Raw genomic sequence first — 23,165 nt, 5'->3', positions numbered from 1 at the left:
TTTTACAAACCAAATTTTGCCGAAAGTTCTAACATTCGCTCAATTGGTTTGCGTGCATCTACCAACATTTGTGCTGGTAGATTTATTTCGGGTGTTTCATCTCTCAAACACAAATATAATTTCTCCATTGTATTGAGTTTCATGTGCGGACAGTCTGAACACGCCTTGCAAGCATGACCATTTTTAGATGTTGGTGCAACATAAAACTTTTTATCAGGAGCAGATTTTCTCATTTGATGTAAAATTCCTGACTCTGTGGCTACAATAAATTCTTTTTGTGGACTATTAATAACGTATTTCAATAAGCCAGTTGTAGAACCAATGTAATCGGCTAATTTCAAAACAGATTCTTCACTTTCTGGATGAGCAACCACTTCAGCCGTTGGATGTTTGGCTTTCAAATCAGTAATCATTTTTCCAGAAAAAGTTTCGTGAACCATGCACGCTCCATCCCAAAGCAACATATTACGACCAGTAACACGATTGATGTAACCGCCTAAGTTTTTGTCGGGAGCAAAAATAATTTTTTGGTCTTTTGGAAAACTTTCAACGATTTTTACAGCATTACTACTTGTACAAACTACGTCTGTTAATGTTTTCAATTCAGCCGAACAATTAACATAAGAAATAACAATATGGTCAGGATGTTGGGCTTTGAAGGCTTTGAATTCTTCGTAAGGAGCAGATTCTTCGAGCGAACAACCAGCATTGAAATCTGGTAAAACAACTTTTTTATTAGGAGAAAGAATTTTTGCAGTTTCGGCCATGAAACGAACACCCGCAAAAACAATCATGTCAGCATCAGTTTTGGCAGCTTGTTGAGAAAGTCCCAAACTATCACCAATATAGTCAGCAATATCTTGAATCTCAGCGATTTGATAATAATGAACCAAGATAACTGCATTTTTTTCTTTTTTCAACCGAGCGATTTCGGCAACATAATCAATTTTTTCTGCGACCATTTTTTAGACTAAGATTATAAATCTTTATTATAATTACTGATATTTACTTGCAACCAAACGCCCAAACTTTATACATACTAACATTTCCCGCTTTATCAAAATATGATTCTTTGGTTTTGTTGCCTTTAGAATCATACTCAAATGTACGAATACTAATTACGACATTATTATAGAAATAATTTTCTTTTATTAAATTTCCCAAAGTATCATATTCGTAAGTAAAATAGTAATCAACCGAGCCTTTACTATTCAATCGTGTCTTTTTTAACAATTTCCCGTTGACATCGTACTCATTTTTTGTTTCAGCAAATACAACATTATTGCGGAGTGTTTTATCGCTCAACAAATTTCCTTTTCCATCGTAAATAAAATCTGTTTGTGTGGTAACATTATCGGTTGCATCAAAGTGAACTTCTTGCGAAACTTTTCCTTGAAAATTATACGTTTTTGTATCCGAAAACAAAATATTGCCAGATGGGTTTTTTACTTCCTTTTTTAAGAGTTGACCACGAGTATTAAAACTAGTCATTTCTCTAATCGTTTCGGTTTGGCCATCTTGGTCATAAAAGATTTGAATATTTTCGGAACCATTATTGGTTGGCGTATTTACTGAAATTAAGTTTGTTTTTGAACTAATTGATTCTTTTGAAAGCTTTCCTGTGGCATCAAAAACTCTTTTGGTTACTTTATTAACTTCTCCATTTCTTTTGTAAGTAACAGTATTGTTGTTTCCAGATGCATCATAGTCGTAGGTATATTCTTCTGTGTAATTTCCAGTATTTCGACTTGAAAAAGCATTGTTTTGCGTCAAAATACGACCTTGTTCATCATAGGTTTTGGTGAATTGTTGTTCAACTTGCCCTTGTCTATAAAACGTATATTGCAATTCTGGGCAATTGGTAACTGTTTGTAAATTAGCTTGTGCGGAAGCTAAAAGAGGAAAAAAACTTAAAACTAGTTTAACAAATTTCATGTCTTTTGTTTATTCGATGCGAATTTTTCGCTGATTTCAAGATGATATACCATAAAATTGACAATCAAATCATAAAAGTAGGCTTGATTTGTTTTGGTAAGACGAATTTACTACTTTTCAAACAAACTTTGCAATGGATTGTTATTCAACGGCAAAGAATACATTAAAAAACATATTATTTAGACTAATTTTACGGCTTCGTACATAAATTTTAACGATTATAATGGTCACAAATTCTTTCAGAAAAGCTTTTTTTTATTTCATCATTACTTCCACATTGTGGGGCTGTGGTGAAACTGTCACAAAAAAAACATACAAATCTCCCGATGAAGAATACGGTGAACTTTTTAGAGAAGTTCAATTGAAAGCTGTTTTTGTCGATTCAAAGACTTTTCCTGATTGTGTACCAAAAATTAAATCAGAAGAAATTTTGAAGAAATACGAAGAACAAAAGAATAAAAAGAACTTTGATTTAAGGAAATTTGTATTGGAAAATTTTACTTTGCCGCCAACATTAGTTAGTGGTTATGTAAGTAATCCTGACAATTCGCCCGAGCAGCATATCAATGAATTATGGGCTGTTTTGACTCGAAAACCTAAAGATATTGGCGGAACACTCGTGCCGTTGCTCAAACCTTATGTTGTTCCAGGTGGACGATTTGGCGAAGTTTATTATTGGGATAGTTATTTCACAATGTTGGGTTTGCAAGTTTCAGGAAAAGACTCGTTGATGTCGAATACGGTACTAAATTTAGCTCAATTGATTCAAGATTTTGGACACATTCCTAACGGAAATCGTAGTTATTATTTTAGTCGTTCGCAACCACCTTTTTTTGCTTCGATGGTAAAACTATTGTCAGAAATGAAAGGACATGAACAAAAATTGATTCAATATTTGCCACAAATCCAAAGGGAATATCAATATTGGATGGCTGTTGAAAATGGAGGAGAAGATGCTCAAAAGCAAAATGAAGCCCGAAAAAAAGGTGATAATGCGTATCGAAAAACGGTATTTTTGGGAAAAGATGATATACTGAATCGTTATTTTGATGATAAAGATTCGCCTCGCCCTGAAGCATATAAAGAAGATGTTGCTACTGCAAATAAAACAAAAAGAAATAAAGCAGAAGTGTACCGAGATTTGCGTTCGGGAGCAGAATCAGGCTGGGATTTTTCGAGTCGTTGGTTGCGAGATGGGCAAAATTTAGCAACAATTCATACAACTGATATTTTACCAGTCGATTTAAATGCTTTACTCTACGATTTGGAATTGACACTTGCCAAAATTTATCAACTCAAAAATGAACCAGAATACGCCAAAAGTTTACAATTATTAGCCAATAAACGGAAAGCCATTTTTGATAAATACTTTTGGAATGAAAATGCTGGATTTTATTTTGACTATGATTTTGTAGCAGAAAAACAAACTGAAGTTTATTCTTTAGCGGCTGTTTATCCATTATATTTCAAAATGGCCACACCAACTCAAGCTCAACAAGTAGCAAAAGTGTTAGAAAAGCAATTTTTGCAAGCAGGAGGTTTAACAACAACGCTCAATAATACAGGCGAGCAATGGGATGGCCCAAATGGTTGGGCTCCATTGCAGTATTTGGCTATTGTAGGTTTGAGAAACTATGGTTTCAATGATTTAGCTAATAAAATAAAACAAAACTGGGTAGCTAATAATCTGAGAGTTTATAAAAATACGGGTAAATTGGTTGAAAAATATAACGTTTATGACCTTTCATTAAAAGCTGGTGGAGGAGAATACCCCGTGCAAGATGGTTTTGGTTGGACAAATGGTATTTTGCTAAAACTACTTTCAGAAAAATAAAAAACAACTATTGTAGTCCTGCATTAGCGAGGTCTTTATAACCACCACCTGAAAGATTATAGACAAATTTAAAACCAGCTTCTTTTAAAATAGGGGCTGCTTTGCCGCTACGGCCGCCAGCAGCACAATAAACGAAAACAGGTTTGTTTTTATCTAATTTTTCGATTTGTTGTTTAAAATTAGCCTCATTAAAATTAATACAATTTGAAGAAGCAATTTTGCCCGCTTGCCATTCTTGAGGTGTTCTTACATCTAGTAATTGTGCTTCTTTTGTTGTTTTGATTTTAGCGATAAAGTCGGGTACAGAAAGATTTGTTTGTGCTGTTGTACTAATAGAAACCAAAAGGATGAGGAAAAAAACAAGAGATAAAGACGTTTTCATAAGAATAAGATAAGAATAGTTTTAATAAATTCTTTTCAAAAGTATAGGAATAATGATTAATTAACAAAAAAAGAGCAGAAACCATTGGTTTCTGCTCTTTTTATAGAATCGTAACTTATATTATTTCAATTGGAACTGAACACGAGTATTTGATTTTTTACCATCGGGTGTTGTGTAATCAGTTGTTGGGTCTTCATCTCCTTGACCGTCATAAGTCATACGAGCCTTGCTAATACATTTTTTCTTCAAGAAATAAGCGTAAATCGCACAAGCACGGAGTTTAGCCGAACGAAGATTTGTAGAAGTACTTGCACCATCATTGAATGCTGATATATGCAAAATACTATCTGGGCATCTTTGCAATAATGCACAAACTTGGTCAAGTTTCTTATAAGAAGCTGGCTTCAATTTATTCGTTCCACTATAAAACTCAACGCCTTGAGCAGCTAAACTTAAGTCATCTAATTCGGCTTGAGAAATTTCACAACCACTTGCAGTTCTATAACCTTTCGGTACAAGTTTACCATTAACGTATCCTTCTGGACAACCATCATTTGATACTAATCCAGCCAAATCAGGGCATTTGTCTTGTGCATCTGCTACACCATCACCATCACGGTCTGGGCAACCTTTTGCAGAAGCAACACCTTTGATTGTTGGACAAGCATCGTCTTTGTCTGCAATACCATCACCATCAGTATCAGGGCAACCATTTAAAGACGCTGGGCCAGCTTCATTCGGGCAAGCATCATCTTTATCAGCAATACCATCACCGTCAGTATCAGGGCAGCCTTTCAATGCTTTTACACCAGCAACATCTGGGCAAGCGTCATCTTTGTCAGCAACACCGTCTTTGTCACGGTCAGGGCAGCCTTTTAAAGCAACTGTGCCAACTTGTGTAGGGCAATCATCATCTTTGTCTGCGATGCCGTCACCGTCAGTGTCAGGGCAGCCTTTTAATGCCATTGGGCCAGCTTGCGTAGGGCAAGCATCGTCTTTATCAGGAATACCATCACCATCAGTATCAGGGCAACCTTGGAATTTACGTAAACCTTTTTCACTTGGACATGCATCACATCTGTCAACAACACCATCTTTATCGCTGTCTTTATCACCAAAGCGATATGAACCAAGTAAATTTGCTACCAAATAGCCATCATTATATGATTTACCATTAGGTTCTAATGCTGTACCAGTTCCTAATGCAGTTGTTGATAATTTTGTTCCGTCTAAATAATCTGAAAAAGCGTAACGGTAGCCAACTTCTGCTCCTATTGTCCATCTCTCAGCAGCGTTATATTTCAAACCAACACCAAAAGGAAGTACTAAAGCAGCTTTTTTCAAATTTGCTTGGTCTTGGTCAAATAATCTTGCGACAACATATTTACGAGGGTCATCATCTTGCAAAGAAGCATTTTGAGCTACAACCGTAGGGTTTGTAATTGCAAGACCCAAACCTCCAAAGAGGTAAGGAGAAAGCGTTTTACGGAAGGTGCCATCACAAGTATATCTTCTTTCTTTCAAAGGGTAGAATTCGCCTAATAAAGATAATTCAGTTAAAGGTGTTGTAAATTTCAAACGGCGATAATCCCATCTTCCATCAGGTTGGTCTAGGTCATTTCCTGCTAACTTACCGAATAGTAATTGTCCTCGTAGAGCGAAATAGTCATTAATGTGTCTGCGAACAAAAGCACCAATCATTATGCTATTTGCAGAGGCATACGGTTTACTGCAGTGCATATCTCCGAAATACTGATTGATACCAAGGGGAATACCAACTTCCCACTTATAAGGTTTGCAAACCTTACAAGAATCTTGTGCCTGAGTTGTAAGCGATAAGGTTAATAACGCTACAAAAAGGAATGTTACCTTCTTCATGTTGGGGGAATTTATTGTTTTCTTCTAAGAAATAATATAAAAATTGGACTAATCAAGAATTTTTAAGTCACAATCTATCCATAATCTTTAGCAAAGAAAAAAAAAATTGTTAGAAATTTCTACAAAAAGCCACATTATTTTTGGTAAAAATGATTAATCGGTTATTAATCTTAATTAAAAATTCCAGCTAAATCAATAATAAAGGCATATTGTAGGGCAACATCTTTAAGTGAGGCAAAACGCCCCGAAGCACCACCATGACCTGCTTCCATATTGGTGTGCATCAACAATAAATTGCTATCCGTTTTCATTGTACGGAGTTTGGCAACCCATTTTGCTGGCTCAAAATATTGTACCTGAGAGTCATGCAAGCCTGTTGTAACAAGCAGGTTAGGGTACGCTTTTTTTTCGACATTATCATAGGGTGAATACTTCAACATATATTCGTATGAATCGACATTTTTGGGGTTCCCCCATTCTTCAAATTCACCAGTTGTGAGCGGTATAGTTTCGTCAAGCATTGTTGTTACAACATCAACAAATGGAACTGCCGCAACTACACCTCGGTACAAATCTGGGCGAAGATTAATAATAGCTCCCATCAACAAGCCACCAGCACTTCCACCGAGTGCAAAAAGTTTGTTTGAATCACAGTATTTGTTTTTTATCAAAAAATCAGAACAATCAATAAAATCATAAAAAGTGTTCATTTTCTTGAACATTTTGCCATTATCATACCATTCTCGACCCATTTCTTGCCCTCCACGGATGTGGGCAATGGCATAAACAAAGCCTCTATCAAGTAAACTTAAACGGTTAGAGCTAAACGTCGCATCGGTCGAATAACCGTATGAGCCATAAGAATATTGTAGCAAAGGAGCTGTTCCATCAAGCTTTGTGCCTTTTTTATAGACGATAGAAACAGGGACTTTTGCCCCGTCACGAACGCTAACAAAGACTCGTTCAGACACATAATTTTCTTTATTAAAATCGCCCAAAACTATTTGTTGTTTTTTTAACTCTTTCGTTTGTGTGTTCATATCATAATCAAAAGTAGAGTTTGGCGTTGTCAAAGAAGTATAACTATAACGCAATATTTCAGTATCAAAATTTGGGTTTGAACCAATGTTAGCATCGTATGCAGGTTCTCCAAAATTCAAATAATGCTCGTCTTTAGTTGATTGATTAATGATACGAAGTTGGCTGAGTCCTTGATTTTTTTCTTGAATAACCAAGTGATTTCTGAATACTTCAATGCCTTCTAAATACACATCAGCTCGATGTTCAATGACTGTTTTCCACTGTGATTTTTCAGACATATTCATTTCAGAAACCTGCATTAATTTGAAGTTGAAGGCATCGTTAGAGTTTGTTCGGATGTAAAATTTATCTTCAAAATGTTCAATATTGTATTCATGTCCATGCTCACGAGGCAAAAATGTTCTAAATTCGTCCATTGGATTAGACGCATCCAAAAGTTGATACTCAGTTGAGATGCCATTATGGTCGCAACCAATAGCAATATATTTTTTAGATTTCATGCGGTAAAGACCCATGTAAAATTGATTGTCTTTTTCTTCATAAATCAGCACATCAGTTTTCACATCTGTGCCTAACGTATGTCGCCAAACTTGATACCCCAATAGTGTCTGTTGGTCTCGCACAATGTAAAAAAATGTCTTGTTATCTGCTGCCCAAGCATAGCTTCCGCCTTCTGTGTTTTTGATTTTGTCTTTATAAAGTTTACCCGTTTTGAGGTCTTTGAAGCAAACGGTATAATTTCTTCGACTTACAGTATCAATTCCGTAAGCAATGATTGAATCATCATCGGTGATTTCATAGCCACCAATACTAAAATATTTTTTTCCTTTTCCTAATTTATTGCCATCAAGCAAAATTTCTTCGGTAGCATCGAGATGGCTTTTTTTTCGGCAATAAACTGGATATTCTCCACCCTCAACAAATTTGGCATAGTAAAAATAATTTCCATCTTTGACAGGAACAGACTCGTCGTTTTCTTTAATCCTACTTTTCATTTCTTGAAAAAGTTTTTCTTGTAACGGCTTTACAGGCGACATTACCGCATCTAAATAGCTATTTTCAGCATTTAGGTAGGAAATTACATCAGCGTTTTCTCGTTCGTTGAGCCAATAATAATTGTCAATCCGAATGTGGTCGTGTGTTATTATTTCTTTTGGCTTTATTTCTACGGTTGGTGCAGTTAAACCTGTATTATTCATTGTTTGTAGAATACTCATATTTATTTGGAAATGATTAATAAAATAAGTTAATTTTTCAAGAAAAAGTTTTAGTTTGCATGATGAAATCGGGCAAAAGTAAAACATATTCAAGAAGAATGATTCAAAAGATGTATGATTCTTGACTTAATATGAAGACATTTTGTGGAAAAAATAAAAAATAACGATTTTTACAATTAATATTACAGTTCTTTAAAAACATTTCATCTATTTATACAAATAATCAGTAATAAATCTAATGAAAAAACAAAGTTTTGCCATCATAATAGTAGTAATCATTATAGCTCTTTCGGCGTTTAAGGTTAAAAAAGATACTCTTGAAGATGTTTTTATTAAAATCAACCAAGATGTTCTTTATCGTGGACGCTCATATGAAACGTTAGGCGAGGCAACTTCAACAATTGGTCACCGTCTTACGGGAAGCACCAACGGAAAAAAAGCGGAAGAATTTGCCTATAAACTACTGAAAGAATATGGTTTTGTGGATGTAAAATACTTGCCTTTTGAAGTAGAATCTTGGGCAAGAGATACTGTTAGTTTGGCAATTGTACCAAAAGGTAGCGATAACTTCAGAGATATAGAAGTGGTGGCTTTGGCTCATTCGCCTGTATCATCGCATTTACAAGGAGCAATTGTTGATTGTGGCGATGGCGTTGAATCTGATTTTGAAAAAGTAAAAGCAGAAGTAAAAGGCAAAATAGCCTTGTTCAATATCAATATTCAATCGCCAGAAAATAAGGGCAAAAAAAATCTTCATCGTTCAGAAAAAACAGCGTTGGCGATAAAATACGGTGCAGCGGGTGTTATCATTGCAAATGCAGTTGATGGAGGGGTTCTTTTAACAGGAACTGCCTCGGTTACAGGCGAACTAATTCCTATTCCTGCGGTTTGTATTTCGGTCGAAAGTGGAAAAGCGATTCGCAAATGGATGAATGAGGAAAAAAACTTGCTGGCCGTTATTGATATGAGAAATTTCAGTCGCCCAATCAGAGCAAGAAATGTAATTGCCACGCTTCCAGGGAATTCAAAAAAGTATAAAAAAGAAAAAATCATCATCGGTGGTCATTTAGATTCGTGGGATTTGGCAACAGGTGCAATGGATAACGGAATTGGTTCTTTTACAGTGATGGATGTTGCGAGAGTTTTTCAAGCACTCAATCTTCGACCAAAACGTACCATCGAATTTGTTTTATTTATGGGTGAAGAACAAGGGTTGCTTGGGTCGAAAGCAATGGTTAAAAAATACAAAGAAGAAGGTAAATTAGACCAAGTTCAATTGATGCTAAACCTTGATATGGTGAATAACGCCAAAGGCTTTAATTCGATGGGTCGCCCAGAATTACGTAAGTTTTTTGACGAAATTGGCAAAAAAATCAAAGAAGTAGATTCAACGTTCTCGAATGTAAATCCAAATTCAGCAGGCTTACACTCTGACCATCAGCCATTTATGATTGAAGGTGTGCCAGTTTGCTCACCATCTGGAAGTTTTCCTGTAAAAGCTTATAACTGTTATCACGCCAATTGTGACCGTTTTGATTTGATTGATAAAAAACAAATCGGAAATAACGTTCGTTTCACCGCAATGATGCTTTTCGCTTTGGCTGAAGCCGAACAGCTGCCTGTTAAAAAAATGAATGACCAAGAAACCAAAGAGTTCTTGATTAAACAAAATCTTAAAAATGAACTGATTATTGGTAAAGATTGGCGTTGGGAACAATAAAACAGTCAGTTTTAGGGATTGGCTTTGGTAAATTTCTTAAAGCCAATCCCTAAAAACTTTTTACTAAATTATATTACAAAAAACACAACAACTTATGCTATCAAAGACCTTCGGGGCTGCCGTTTATGGCGTCGATGCTGCATTAATTACCGTTGAAGTAAGTGTAGTTCAAGGCACAGGAATGGCAATTGTCGGTTTACCCGATGGAGCGGTAAAAGAAAGCCAACAACGAGTAGATGCTGCCTTAAAAAATTGCAATTTTCAAATTTCCCGTCAAAAAACAGTCATCAATCTCGCTCCTGCTGATATTCGTAAAGAAGGCTCTGCTTATGATTTGCCAATGGCTATTGGACTTCTGGCCGTTTCGGGACAAATAAAAACCACAAAAAATTTAGATGAATATGTCATTTTAGGAGAGTTGGCTTTAGATGGAACGCTTCGACCAATCAAAGGCGTTTTACCCATTGCGATAGAAGCTCGTCGAAATAAATTAAAAGGCTTTATTCTTCCTGCCGAAAATGCGATGGAAGCCTCAATTGTCAACTCTTTAGACGTAATTCCTGTCAATAGTTTGACAGAAGCCATTGATTATTTGACAGGAAAAAAAGAAATAGAACCTTTGATTACTGATACAAGAGATATTTTTTTCAATTCAGTTAGTGAATACGAAGCCGATTTTTCGCATGTTCAAGGGCAAGAAAATATTAAAAGAGCAATGGAAATAGCTGCGGCAGGCGGGCATAATGTCATTATGATTGGCCCACCAGGTGCAGGTAAAACCATGCTTGCCAAGCGATTACCGTCAATTTTACCACCATTGACCTTGCATGAAGCACTCGAAACGACCAAAATTCATTCTGTTGCAGGAAAATTAGGGGTAAAAGCCTCGTTAATTGCTGGTCGTCCGTTTCGCTCGCCACATCATACTATTTCAGATGCAGCTTTGGTTGGTGGAGGAAGCTTTCCGCAACCTGGTGAAATCTCATTAGCTCACAATGGTGTTTTGTTTTTGGATGAATTGCCCGAATTCAAACGAACAGTTTTAGAAGTGATGCGTCAACCACTCGAAGAGCGAAAAGTAGTTATTTCTCGAACAAAACAAGCAGTCGAATTTCCATCTAATTTTATGTTAGTGGCAAGCATGAATCCTTGTCCTTGCGGTTATTATAATCATCCCGAAAAACCATGTTCTTGTCCGCCAGGTACAGTTGGAAAGTATTTGAATAAAATTTCAGGCCCACTTTTAGATAGAATCGACTTGCACGTAGAAGTTACTCCTGTAAGTTTCGACCAAATTGCATCAACTCGCAAAAATGAAACTTCAGCCGAAATACGAGAACGAGTTATAAAAGCCCGCGAACAACAAACAAAACGTTTTGAAAATTATCCAGAAATTCACTCAAATGCAATGATGCCTCCAGAAATGGTCAAAGAAATTTGTGATATTGGAGATGCAGGAAAAGCGTTGTTAAAAAAAGCAATGGAACGCCTCGGACTTTCGGCAAGGGCTTACGACCGAATTTTAAAAGTAAGTCGCACGATTGCAGATTTATCAGGTTCAGAAGAAATCAGAATTGAGCATTTAGCCGAAGCTATTCAGTACCGAAGTTTGGACAGAGAAAATTGGGCTGGATGAGATAATTATGAACTTACAAAAAGTAGTTTGGCCTAAATCTTGCTTTTTTTACAATGGAGAAACTAAAACCGTATTTTGATACGTTATTAACATCAATTATTAACCTTTTACACGAACGCAAATCGTATGCAATCGTGAATTAAAAAACACTAAAATGAAGAAAACCATTTTTCTTGCCATCGTTGGATTATTTTTTAGCGTAACTACATTCGCTCAACACGGTGCTGCAACAGGCATAAAATTTACAGAATCGTCATCTTGGAAAGAAATTCTAAAAAAAGCCAAAGCCGAAAAAAAACTAATTTTTATGGATGCTTACACCACGTGGTGTGGGCCGTGTAAAATGCTTCAAGCGAGGGTTTTCCCAAACAAGCAGTTAGGCGATTTTTTTAACCAAAACTTCGTAAATGCAGCCATTGACATGGAAAGCGAAGAAGGCATGAGACTTTCGAGTATCTATGAAGTACAAGGTTATCCATCATTGTTTTTCATCGACCCAAATACTGGTAAAGTAATAAAAATGCTTTTGGGCTATCAAGAAATAGAGCAATTGCTTGATACTGGCAAAAAAGTAGTAGCTAAAAGAAAAGCATAAAGTACAATTTTAAGGTTTTGAAGGGAGGAAGCAATGGTTTTTCTCCCTTTTTATTTTTAAAAAATTTCTCAAAACCTTTTTTACTTATAAATCGTTTACCTATGTACATACATTTAATTTCATAAAAACTAATGAAAAAACTCTTCTTAACCCTAACTTTAGCAAGTATTTCTGCTCTTAGTTTTTCTCAAACCTGTTGCGATGTTGCTTTTGCAAGTAATGACGGTAACATGGGCATTTTCGCTTCCGACAAAGCATTTATTGCTTCTCATTTAGCCCCACTTGTCTATAAACATACAAGTGAAGTTGGTGGAAAAATGATAGAATTTTCTGCCCCAGATGGCAAAAAAGCCAATGCTTACGTAGTAAAAGCAAAAAAGAAATCGGACAAATGGCTTTTTGTTTATCAAGAGTGGTGGGGCTTAAACGACCATATCAAACGTCAAGCCGATATATTTTATAATGATTTAGGGGGTAATGTAAATGTTATGGCCCTAGATATGTACGATGGAAATGTAGCAACTGATGCAAGTGAAGCTGGAAAGTTAATGCAAGGAGTTGTTGAAGCTCGCTTAGAAAATATTGTAAAAGGTGGATTGACTTACGCGGGTAAAAAAGCTAAAGTTGCCAATGTTGGTTGGTGTTTTGGTGGAGGTTGGTCGTTGAAATCTGCAATTATTGGAGGTAAACAAACAGTTGGCTCAGTAATGTACTACGGAATGCCTGTAAAAGATATTGAAAAATTAAAAACATTGAACACCGATGTTCTTGGACTTTTTGCAACAGAGCAATGGATTTCAAAAGAAGTAATAGAAGAATTTGCCGCAAACATGAAAACCGCAGGAAAATCGCTTAATTATAAAATTTTTGATGCGGCCCATGCTTTCGCTAATCCGAGCAATCCAAAATTTGATGAAGCAAAAGCAAAAGAAGCTTATGGAATGGCGATTGAATATTTAAAGAAAAAATTATTATAAAATTTTTTGACGAAATATCTAACCTAAAAAAAATCCCATTGACAGTTTTTGTCAGTGGGATTCCTTTTTTTAAACAGAATTTTATCCAATCATATCAAAACCACAATACGGAATTAATACTTTTGGTATTTTGATTCCTTCAGGTGTTTGGAAATTTTCTAAAATTGAAGCCAAAATACGAGGCAATGCCAATGCCGAACCATTAAGTGTATGCAATAGCTGCGTTTTACCATCAACTTTATAGCGAAGTTTCAAACGATTGGCTTGATAAGACTCAAAATTTGAAACCGAACTTACTTCCAACCAACGTTTTTGAGCCGCTGAATAAACTTCAAAATCATAAGTGAGAGCCGAAGTAAAGCCCATATCTCCACCACAAAGGCGGAGAATTCGGTAAGGCAATTCTAATTTTTCTAGCAAAGATTTTACATGTTCAACCATTTCGTCTAATGCTTGATAAGAGTCTTCTGGCTTACGAATTTGTACAATTTCGATTTTATCAAATTGGTGTAAGCGATTCAATCCACGTACGTGAGCACCCCAACTTCCTGCTTCTCGACGGAAACAAGGCGTATAAGCTACGTTTTTGATTGGTAAATCATTTTCAGACAAAATCACATCACGATAAATATTCGTTACTGGCACTTCGGCAGTTGGAATCAAATATAAATCATCAACCGTTGAATGATACATTTGACCTTCTTTGTCGGGCAATTGACCTGTTCCAAAACCAGATTCTTTATTAATCAAAATCGGAGGTTGAATTTCCATGAAACCAGCAGCCAATGCTTCATCTAAAAAGAAATTAATCATTGCACGCTGAATTCTTGCTCCTTTTCCTTTATAAACAGGAAAACCCGCACCTGTAATTTTGTTTCCTAAATCAAAATCAATAATGTCGTATTGCTTGATTAACTCCCAGTGAGGTAAAGCGGCTTCATGCAATTCTGGAATTTCTCCTGCTTGAAAAACATTCAAGTTTTCTTCTGGTGTACGTCCTTCTGGAACACTTGCATGTGGAAGATTCGGAATCGTAACCATTACATCGTAAAGTTCTGATTCTGATACTTTTAACTCTTCTTCTAATGCTTTTGACTTTACTTTAAGTTCGGCAGTTTCTGCTTTTGCAGCTTCGGCTTCTTCTTTTTTGCCTGCTTTCATTAAGCCGCCAATTTCTTTTGCTAGAGCATTCGCTCGGGCCAAAGTAGCATCTAGTTCTACTTGCGTTTCACGGCGTTTTTGGTCAATACCTAAAACGGTTTCAATTGTTTCTTCGGCATTTTTGAAATATTTACGCTTCAAGCTATCAATAGTAGCCTGTTTGTTTTCTTTTATATAATTGAGTTGTAGCATTTCCTATAAATTTATAGCTTAATCAAACTTAAACAAACCTTCATTCAACGCATTTAAGGCATTGTTTTTATCTTTTGTATCAACCAAAAGCGAAATATTATGCTCCGATGCACCATAAGCAATCATTCTGATTGGAATATCACGCATGGCTTCCATTACTTTAAGAGCAATTCCTGCTTTATCGGCCATGAAATTTCCAACAATACAAATAATTGATTGATTGCGGTCGTGTTCTTCGAGTTCAGCAAATTGACCCAAAACAGCAGTTATTTTGTCTAAATTTTCCGCATTATCAATTGTAACGGCAATAGAGACTTCAGATGTTGTTATCATGTCAACTGGCGTTTTAAAGTTTTCAAAAACCTCAAAAACTTTTCTCATAAATCCGTAAGCGTTCAGCATACGCGTTGAATGAATATAGATTGCCGTGATGCCATCTTTTGCTGCAATTGCTTTGATTTCCGAATCGGTTGATTTATCGGCAATTAGCGTTCCATAGGCGTTTGGCTCCATGGTGTTTTTCAAACGAACAGGAACTCCACGCATTTTTGCTGGCGTAATGGTACTTGGATGTAATATCTTCGCACCGAAATACGCCAGTTCTGCTGCTTCTTCAAAAGTTAATTCACGTACTGGAAAAGTACGTTTCACGATTCGTGGGTCATTGTTGTGCATACCGTCGATGTCAGTCCAAATCTGGATTTCTTCCGCCCGAATTGCTCCACCAACCAATGATGCAGTATAATCAGACCCGCCACGTTTTAAGTTATCAACTTCACCACGAGGATTACGACAAATAAAACCTTGCGTGATAAATATCTGTTTATCAGATAATTGTGAAAGCATGGCCGTTAATTTTTCTTCGGTAAAAGTTAAAACAGGCTCATTATCAGCATCAATCAACATGAAATCTAAAGCTGGCAAAAGGGCCGAACTTACACCTTCTTCCTGCAAGTATGCTTCAAACATTTGCGTTGAAAGTAATTCTCCTTCAGCAACGATTTCTTTTTCTTGTTTGAGTGTAAAAGGCTTGATATTGACCAACGAACGAATAAAATTAAATTCATTGTCGATGATACTTTTACCTTTATTGTGACCTACTTCTGTTTTGTATAATTCTGTTATAAATGCTTGATAATGAGCATAAAGAGTATCAATTTTTTCGATTGCTTCGGCATCATTATTAGCTTTGAGAGACTCGCCAATAGAAATAAGAGCATTGGTCGTGCCAGAAAGTGCCGACAAAACTACAATTTTACGACCGCCATCTTCAGTAATAAGATTACGGATTGAGTGCATACGCTCGGGCTTACCTACTGAAGTCCCGCCAAATTTCCAAACTTGCATTTTCTTCTTTGGTTGAGTTTTTGTTTATATGTTTATCTTAGTTTTAAATTAAAAAGTGTTGTTTATCAACCGATAGCCAACATCTTAATTGCTGTTATTGCTGCTTCATCGCCTTTGTTGCCGTGTATTCCACCTGCTCGGTCGAGGGCTTGTTGTTGATTATTGGGCGTAAGCACTCCAAAAATCACGGGTTTATTATACTTTAATGAAACATTTGTCAAGCCTTGTGCAACAGCGTGATTGATATAATCATTATGCTTGGTTTCACCCTGAATAACACATCCAATAGCAATCACAGCGTCAATATCGGCTTTTTGAGCAAAAATTTGCGAACCAAAGCTTAGTTCATAACTGCCAGGAACATTTGCTCGGATGATATTTTCAACTTTTACGCCATTATCGATTAGCGTTTTGTAAGCTCCATCAAAAAGGGCTTCAGTCACTTCGGTATTCCATTCTGCTACGATGATTGCGAAACGTTTTTGGCTCACATCAGGTAAACCTTGCGTGCTAAAATCACTTAAATTTTTATTAGCTGATGACATAATGATTTTCGATGAATGAATTAAAAAAAAGGGATAAACCTATTTCGGCTTATCCCTTTGATTATATGATTAAAATAACCAAATCTTACTCGCCGACAGTGCCTTCGAGTTTGGATTTATATTTCTTGGCGTTGCCAATTTCTATTGAATCAGGATATTTTTCAACGATTTCGTTATAAACTTCTAACGCACCTTTGTTATTTTTAGCTGCTTCGTAAGCAGTAGCTAATTTCATCAAATATACTGGTGTAAAAGTTTTGTTAGGCTTGTATTCAGCCGCTTTTTTGTAGTAAGAAATCGCATCATCAATACTTTTCTTTTCCATATAAGCATCACCGATAAGAGCATAAGCTCTTCCTTGAACCAAAAGGTCGTCTGAACTAAAGTTTTTGAGACGCTCAATAGCTTCATCAAATTTGCCTTGCTTTACTAAAGCAACACCTGCATAAAAATTAGCTAAGTTTCCAGCATTCGATGCCCCATAATTATCAGCAATAGCCAATAAGCCTTCGTTACCACCTGTTCCGTTTAAAGCTTGTTTTAATGAATCCGCTTCGAATGCATAAACAGCATTAAACATAGCAGCTTGTGCATCTTCATCTTGAGATTTTGCGTAGTAATTATATCCAACTACACCTAAAACAACCGCTAAAATCCCACCACCGATGATGGTAATTAATTTTTGATTATTTTTTAAAAAACCTTCTGCTTTGTTAAATTCTTGTTGTAATGCTTCTGGACTTTCGATGATGTCAAGACCTGATTTTTCTTTTTTTGCCATTTTTAGATAGTGCGACTACCGCTTTAATTTATCTGATTAACTTGATTAAAACTTATATAATCAAGCTTTATTTTCAAAAAACATTGGTTATGATGAGTGTCATAACTTTTTCGGAGTGCAAAGTTATGAAATTGATTTTGAACTTCTATAAATACTTTGATAAAAATTATGTCGATTTATATAATATTATGATAGTTTTTGGAAAAAGCCTTCATATTTGTCTTGAAAATCAAAGATTTATAACTCAAAATGTTCTATAATTGCTTTGTTTGAACAACATTAAGTTAAGAAACATAAAAGGCTGTCTTGAAGAAAATCAAAACAGCCTTTTATTATTTTGTCTGAAATATAAACGAATTATAAGTGAATCACCTCACCGTAGGCCGCCGCCGCCGCTTCCATAATCGCTTCTGACATGGTTGGGTGTGGGTGAACCGACTTGATGATTTCCATACCTGTTGTTTCGAGTTTACGAGCAACAACCGCCTCTGCAATCATTTCAGTTACGTTATTACCAATCATGTGGCAACCTAACCACTCGCCGTATTTTGCATCAAAGATTACTTTTACGAAACCTTCAGGTACGCCACCCGCCTTCGCTTTACCCGAAGCTGAGAATGGGAATTTTCCAACCTTGATTTCATAACCAGCTTCTTTAGCAGCTTTTTCGGTGTAACCAACGGAAGCAATTTCGGGAGAACAATAGGTACAACCAGGAATATTTTTATAGTCTAATGGTTGTGGATGATGACCCGCAATTTTTTCTACACAAATAATACCTTCTGCTGATGCTACGTGAGCTAAGGCTTGGCCTGGAGTTACATCACCGATGGCATAATATCCTGGAATATTTGTTTCTGCGAAGCCATTTACCAAAATTTTGCCTCTGTCAGTTGCGATACCAACATCTTCTAAACCGATATTTTCGATATTTGCTACAATTCCAGCCGCTGACAGTACAACGTCAGTTTCGATTTTGATTTCGCCTGTTGGTGTTTTAACCGTTGAAACGCAGCCATTGCCTGAAGTATCTACTTTTTCAACACTTGAACTTGTGTAGATTTCGATGCCTAATTTTTTGTAAATTTTTGCCAATTCCTTAGAAATGTCTTCATCTTCTACTGGAACAATATTTGGCATAAATTCTACAATTGTTACTTTTGTACCCATGCTTGCATACACATAAGCAAACTCAACACCGATTGCACCCGAACCCATCACCAACATTGACGCTGGTTGTTTTTCGAGACTCATGGCTTTGCGGTATTCAATTACTTTTGTGCCATCAAGTGGTACGTTTGGCAATTGTCTTGCTCTTGCTCCTGTCGCAATGATGATGTGCTTTCCTTCTACGTCAGTTTTTTTGCCTTCAGCGTCAGTAACCTCTACTTTCTTGCCAGCTTTTACTTTACCGTAACCAAAAATTACATCAATTTTATTTTTCTTCATCAAGAAAGTTACACCTTTGCTCATTCCTTCGGCTACGCCACGAGAACGTTTGATTACTGCACCAAAGTCAGCGTGAGATTCGCCCACTTCGATACCATAATCTTTTGCATGTTTGATGTACTCAAAAACTTGAGCTGATTTCAGTAAAGCTTTGGTAGGAATACAACCCCAGTTAAGGCAGATTCCACCTAAATTTTCTTTTTCGATGATGGCTGTTTTCAAGCCTAATTGTGATGCACGAATGGCAGCTACATAACCGCCAGGACCACTTCCAAGTATAACAACGTCGTATTGAGCCATAAAATGTTTCTTGTTAATTGAAAACTTCGGTGCAAAATTAGACAAAATAGCTTATAGTCAAAAGTTAGGGCAGAATATGTTAGAAATGAAGCAAAAAAGTATAAGGATTCTTGTTTTTAGACTATTTATGAAACAGCCGTATAGCGAATGTGGTGGAGGTTTTTGATTTTTTGGCATAAGATTTGACTTATTTAAAGAAATTCTTGTAGCTTTGCGTTCCTAAAATGAAAAATTACTCTTACATATCACGTGCTTTTGGACTTTTGATGTTCACAATGGTGATGCTGACGAGCGTTTTCGGCAAGCAGCTACCACAAAAACATGATAAGCCCAATAAACCCAAGCAAGAGAAGTCTGACAAAAAGCAGCAACCAGAAAACCAATCAGTTGTTAGCGAGTTGTCGTTGGAGGTGGTTGTACCCAGCCATGCGTTCGACTTCGGGCACGACGCCTTCGTTTTACCTGCTCCGCAAGTTATTTATTTAATCGTCGAATCTTCGGTAAAAGTTTATTCAAAACCACTTTTCCGACTTTCATATTTCGAGAATCTCTACGAGCATTTTATTGCTCCGAATGCTCCATAAGTCACTTTCACTTCGAAAGAACATTTTTTCTTTCCTTTTTTAATGAAGAATCATAAGTCTTTTGTGATTCCGTGTATTATTTTCTATCAAACTTATTTATTACAAACATTTCCCTAAAAATGAGAAACAAAGGTGGTATAGTCGCTCTATTAGTGGCTTTTTTAGCAATTAGTATTTATTTCTTGGCTCGTACTTGGAAAGCCAATGATATTAGAAAAGACGCAGAAGCGTACGCAACTGATAAATCTGGTAAAATAGATTATAGCAAAAAACAACGTTATTTGGACTCTCTTTGGAAACAACCAGTTTTCTTAGGAATGACAACAACAGAAGACCTAATGAAACAAGAATTAGGTTTAGGCCTTGACCTTCAAGGTGGTATGAGTGTTATTTTGGAAGTTTCTCCTACCGAAATCGTTCGTGCTTTGGCTGGTTCGCGTGACCCGAAAGTTGCAACAGCTATCGCAAATGCACAAAAAAGAGCAGAAACGAGCAGTACAAATTTCGTTGATTTGTTTGCAGATGAGTTTAAAAAAGTTGCTCCTGATACAAAATTAGCGAGTATTTTCTCAAATAGCTCTAATCGTGGAACATTAAGTTTGGAATCTTCAGATGGCCAAGTTGTTAGTTACATCAAAAAAGAAGTTGATGGTGCTTTTGACCGTGCATTCCGTATTATTCAAACACGTGTTGATAAATTTGGGGTATCAAATCCAAACTTACAACGTTTATCAGGTACAAACCGTATTCAAGTTGAATTACCAGGTGTTGATAATCCACAACGTGTGCGTAAACTACTTTCGGGTGCAGCAAAATTAGAGTTTTGCGAAGTTTATACAATGCAAGAAATTGCCCCTTCATTTGATGGTTTAGCTGCTATTTTATTACAAATGGATGCTGAAAGCAAAGCTTCTTCAAAAACAGATTTAAACAAAATTGCAGGAAAAAGTGATAATTCAGCAACGGCTGCAACAAGCGATACTTCTAAAAATAGTTTGGCTGCTCAATTGTCAAATGGTAACAAATCTGATACATCTAAGAAAGATTCTGCTGGTTTAGCTCAACGTCAAACAAATGCGTTTAGTAACTTATTTATCGGAACAGGGTACGGAGTAGCTGTGCGTGTAAAAGATACTTCACGCGTAAATCAAATTATGCACCGTTCTGATGTTCAAGCTCTTTTCCCAGCAAATGCCAATTATTTATATGATGTAAAAGCTCGTGCAAACGGTACAAATACAAGCGAAGAGATTGTTGATATGTATTTCGTGAAAGATTTGGGCAAAGCTCCTTTGGAAGGTGATGTGGTAACGAATGCGTCACAAGATTTTGACGATAGCGGAAAACCAGCCGTTGAAATGCAAATGAATGCAGAAGGTGCAAGAAAATGGAAAGCCTTAACAGGAGCAAACATTGGTCGCCCGATTGCAATTATTCTTGATAATTTTGTTTATTCAGCACCAAACGTAAATGGTGAAATCGGTGGTGGCCGCTCGAGTATTAGTGGTAACTTTACGGTTGAAGAAGCCCTTGACTTAGCAAACGTATTGAAAGCTGGTAAACTTCCTGCTCCAACAAACATTATTTCGGAAGACATCGTAGGTGCAACTGTTGGTTCTGAAGCTGCTCGTGCGGGTATTCTTTCATCAATTATTGGTGTTTTGTTTGTATTGGCTTTCGTATTGATTTATTATAACAAAGCTGGTTTGATTGCAAACGTTGCCCTTATCGTTAACTTGTTCTTACTATTGGGTGTAATGGCATCTTTTGGTGCAACACTTACATTGCCAGGTATTGCAGGTTTAGTATTATCAGTTGGTATGTCGGTTGATGCGAACGTTTTGATTTATGAGCGTATTAAAGAAGAATTGTTATTGGGCAAAACATTCCCGGTGGCAGTGCGTGATGGTTTTACAAATGCAATGTCGTCAATCATTGACTCTAACGTAACAACCTTAATTACTGGTGCTGTATTATTTATTTTTGGTTCTGGTTTAATTCTTGGTTTTGCAACAACGCTTTTGATTGGTATTTTCACTTCGCTATTCTCGGCAATTTTCGTTTCAAGATTGTTTTTTGAATATTATATCGGCAAAGGAAAAACGGTTTCTTTCTTTACAAAATGGACAGAGAAATTATTCAAAGATTCAAATTTTGATTTCGTATCAAAACGTAAATTATACTATACAATTTCGAGTGCAATTATTATTGCAGGAATTGTTTCGATTTTCTTTAAAGGCTTTGGTTTAGGCGTTGATTTCTTGGGTGGTCGTACTTACGTTGCAAAATTTGAACAAACAGTAAATACCGAAGATGTAAGCAAAGCATTGAAAGTAACATTTGAAGATAAAGCAATTGAGGTAAAAACATTTGGTGGTTTTGACCAAGTAAAAATTACGACACCATACAAAATTGAAAATACCAACCCAGAGGTTGAAAAACAGTTAGAAACGAGTGTAAATGCGGCTTTAGCAAACGTAAATGGTAACAAAGGAATCGTAACGAGTTCGTCGAAAGTTGGGCCAACGATTGCAAACGATGCCATTGGTGGTGCTGTAAAAGCAGTTTTACTTTCAATCATTTTGGTGTTTATTTATATTTTCGTTCGTTTCCGTCGTTTGGCGTTTGGCTATGGTGCGTTAGTTGCGTTATTCCATGACGTGGCTATTATTTTGGGTATCTTCTCTATTTTTAGAGGTTGGTTGCCATTCTCACTTGATGTTGACCAAGCATTCGTTGGAGCAGTATTGACAATTATGGGTTATTCGATGAACGATACAGTTGTTGTATTTGACCGTGTACGTGAATACTTAACCGAAAAACGTGGTGTGAAAGAAGACATTCCAACAGTTATTAATAACGCCTTGAATGCAACTCTTAGCCGTACGGCTGTAACAGGTTTCTCTACGCTTGTTGTATTATTAGTATTATTGATTTTTGGTGGTGAAACTATTCGTGGTTTCGTATTTGCTATGTTTGTAGGGGTAATTGTGGGTACTTACTCATCATTATTTGTGGCAACGCCAATCGTTGTTGATTCAATGCAACGTGACATGAAAAACGAAGATGCTAAATTGGCAGCAACGCCAGTTGTAGCTACCGAAGAAGTGAAAAAAGGAAAAAAATCTTGATTTTAGCCTTTTTCTAAATATGAAAAAAGCCTCTTACTTAATTGTAAGAGGCTTTTTTCATATTTATGTCCCGTCCTGAAATAAGTTGACACACAACCGACTTATCAAATGGAAAACATTGAGAACAAAAGGAAAAAACGTAGTCAACGAGATTATAGTTTAACTTTTAAATTACAAGTAATTTCGGAAGTAGAAAAAGGCGAGTTGAGTTACAAACAGGCTCAACGGAAGTATGTTATTCAAGGTCGAAGTACGGTTTTGATTTGGTTACGAAAACATAGTATCTTAGATTGGACAATTCACCAATGGAAGCAACTACCAACGATGTCAACTATAAAAACACCTGAACAAAAAATCAAAGAATCGCACGGGCGACCCCGTTGAAACTTTATTAGCAAAAGAGAAGGAAAAGTTCATGTTTTGAATGTAGCGATTGACGTAGCCGATGAACTTTTGAAGA

Annotated in this window: 18 protein-coding genes; 8 read left to right on the top strand and 10 right to left on the bottom strand. The window is 36.4% G+C overall.

Features of this window, described 5'->3' with window-relative positions:
* Positions 1 to 2: 2 nt before the first annotated feature.
* Both nadA and MJQ71_RS14770 read right to left on the bottom strand, forming a co-directional pair.
* Complete coding sequence (nadA, locus tag MJQ71_RS14775) at positions 3 to 962, bottom strand: quinolinate synthase NadA (protein ID WP_238807399.1); 960 nt, start codon at positions 960 to 962, stop codon at positions 3 to 5.
* A gap of 43 nt (positions 963 to 1,005) precedes the next feature.
* A complete protein-coding gene (locus MJQ71_RS14770; protein ID WP_238807398.1) occupies positions 1,006 to 1,935 on the bottom strand; it encodes a hypothetical protein in 930 nt (309 codons plus the stop codon).
* Between the two features lie 223 nt (positions 1,936 to 2,158).
* Here MJQ71_RS14770 and treF point away from each other — a divergent pair, with 223 nt between their 5' ends.
* Positions 2,159 to 3,769 carry an alpha,alpha-trehalase TreF gene (gene treF, locus MJQ71_RS14765; protein ID WP_238807397.1) on the top strand — a complete coding sequence of 537 codons (1,611 nt, stop codon included), beginning with the start codon at positions 2,159 to 2,161 and terminating at the stop codon, positions 3,767 to 3,769.
* Between the two features lie 7 nt (positions 3,770 to 3,776).
* Here the strand turns inward: treF and MJQ71_RS14760 are convergent, their stop codons facing one another.
* From MJQ71_RS14760 to MJQ71_RS14750, 3 genes are all read right to left on the bottom strand, one after another.
* Positions 3,777 to 4,151, bottom strand: coding sequence for a rhodanese-like domain-containing protein (locus MJQ71_RS14760; protein ID WP_238807396.1), 375 nt, complete (start codon positions 4,149 to 4,151; stop codon positions 3,777 to 3,779).
* A 120-nt stretch (positions 4,152 to 4,271) separates the two neighbouring features.
* Entirely contained in the window at positions 4,272 to 6,029 is a 1,758-nt protein-coding gene (locus MJQ71_RS14755; protein ID WP_238807395.1) for a DUF6089 family protein, read from the bottom strand.
* A gap of 170 nt (positions 6,030 to 6,199) precedes the next feature.
* Positions 6,200 to 8,287: a S9 family peptidase gene (locus MJQ71_RS14750; RefSeq protein WP_238807394.1), complete on the bottom strand. Its 2,088-nt coding sequence runs from the start codon at positions 8,285 to 8,287 to the stop codon at positions 6,200 to 6,202.
* A gap of 238 nt (positions 8,288 to 8,525) precedes the next feature.
* Between MJQ71_RS14750 and MJQ71_RS14745 the strand changes: the two genes are divergently transcribed.
* The 4 genes from MJQ71_RS14745 to MJQ71_RS14730 all read left to right on the top strand — a co-directional run bounded on the left by MJQ71_RS14745 (position 8,526) and on the right by MJQ71_RS14730 (position 13,215).
* A complete protein-coding gene (locus tag MJQ71_RS14745; protein WP_238807393.1) occupies positions 8,526 to 10,007 on the top strand; it encodes a M20/M25/M40 family metallo-hydrolase in 1,482 nt (493 codons plus the stop codon).
* A 94-nt stretch (positions 10,008 to 10,101) separates the two neighbouring features.
* The gene (locus tag MJQ71_RS14740) at positions 10,102 to 11,643 is read left to right on the top strand and encodes a YifB family Mg chelatase-like AAA ATPase (RefSeq protein WP_238807392.1); all 1,542 of its coding nucleotides are present in this window, start codon (positions 10,102 to 10,104) and stop codon (positions 11,641 to 11,643) included.
* 154 nt (positions 11,644 to 11,797) lie between these two features.
* Positions 11,798 to 12,238, top strand: coding sequence for a thioredoxin family protein (locus MJQ71_RS14735; protein WP_238807391.1), 441 nt, complete (start codon positions 11,798 to 11,800; stop codon positions 12,236 to 12,238).
* A 131-nt stretch (positions 12,239 to 12,369) separates the two neighbouring features.
* The gene (locus MJQ71_RS14730) at positions 12,370 to 13,215 is read left to right on the top strand and encodes a dienelactone hydrolase family protein (RefSeq protein WP_238807390.1); all 846 of its coding nucleotides are present in this window, start codon (positions 12,370 to 12,372) and stop codon (positions 13,213 to 13,215) included.
* An 81-nt stretch (positions 13,216 to 13,296) separates the two neighbouring features.
* Here the strand turns inward: MJQ71_RS14730 and serS are convergent, their stop codons facing one another.
* From serS to lpdA, 5 genes are all read right to left on the bottom strand, one after another.
* A complete protein-coding gene (gene serS, locus MJQ71_RS14725; RefSeq protein ID WP_238807389.1) occupies positions 13,297 to 14,568 on the bottom strand; it encodes a serine--tRNA ligase in 1,272 nt (423 codons plus the stop codon).
* Positions 14,569 to 14,586: 18 nt separating this feature from the next.
* Positions 14,587 to 15,915 carry an aspartate kinase gene (locus MJQ71_RS14720; RefSeq protein ID WP_238807388.1) on the bottom strand — a complete coding sequence of 443 codons (1,329 nt, stop codon included), beginning with the start codon at positions 15,913 to 15,915 and terminating at the stop codon, positions 14,587 to 14,589.
* 65 nt (positions 15,916 to 15,980) lie between these two features.
* Positions 15,981 to 16,460 (bottom strand): 6,7-dimethyl-8-ribityllumazine synthase, encoded by a 480-nt coding sequence (ribH, locus tag MJQ71_RS14715; RefSeq protein WP_238807387.1) that lies wholly within the window; start codon positions 16,458 to 16,460, stop codon positions 15,981 to 15,983.
* An 85-nt stretch (positions 16,461 to 16,545) separates the two neighbouring features.
* The gene (locus MJQ71_RS14710) at positions 16,546 to 17,241 is read right to left on the bottom strand and encodes a tetratricopeptide repeat protein (RefSeq protein ID WP_238807386.1); all 696 of its coding nucleotides are present in this window, start codon (positions 17,239 to 17,241) and stop codon (positions 16,546 to 16,548) included.
* A 357-nt stretch (positions 17,242 to 17,598) separates the two neighbouring features.
* Positions 17,599 to 18,990, bottom strand: coding sequence for a dihydrolipoyl dehydrogenase (gene lpdA, locus MJQ71_RS14705; protein WP_238807385.1), 1,392 nt, complete (start codon positions 18,988 to 18,990; stop codon positions 17,599 to 17,601).
* A gap of 224 nt (positions 18,991 to 19,214) precedes the next feature.
* On the opposite strand from lpdA, the gene MJQ71_RS14700 reads away from it, so the two are divergent.
* The 3 genes from MJQ71_RS14700 to MJQ71_RS14690 all read left to right on the top strand — a co-directional run bounded on the left by MJQ71_RS14700 (position 19,215) and on the right by MJQ71_RS14690 (position 23,089).
* Entirely contained in the window at positions 19,215 to 19,574 is a 360-nt protein-coding gene (locus tag MJQ71_RS14700; RefSeq protein ID WP_238807384.1) for a hypothetical protein, read from the top strand.
* Positions 19,575 to 19,693: 119 nt separating this feature from the next.
* Positions 19,694 to 22,705, top strand: a complete 3,012-nt coding sequence (gene secDF, locus MJQ71_RS14695; RefSeq protein ID WP_238807383.1) for a protein translocase subunit SecDF — start codon at positions 19,694 to 19,696, stop codon at positions 22,703 to 22,705.
* A gap of 108 nt (positions 22,706 to 22,813) precedes the next feature.
* Entirely contained in the window at positions 22,814 to 23,089 is a 276-nt protein-coding gene (locus MJQ71_RS14690; protein WP_374759619.1) for a hypothetical protein, read from the top strand.
* The last annotated feature ends 76 nt before the right edge of the window (positions 23,090 to 23,165 follow it).

Source organism: Emticicia aquatica (assembly GCF_923079645.1).
In the GTDB taxonomy this organism is placed as follows: Bacteria; Bacteroidota; Bacteroidia; order Cytophagales; family Spirosomataceae; genus Emticicia; species Emticicia aquatica.
This window is presented reverse-complemented; position numbering and strand designations above follow the sequence as displayed.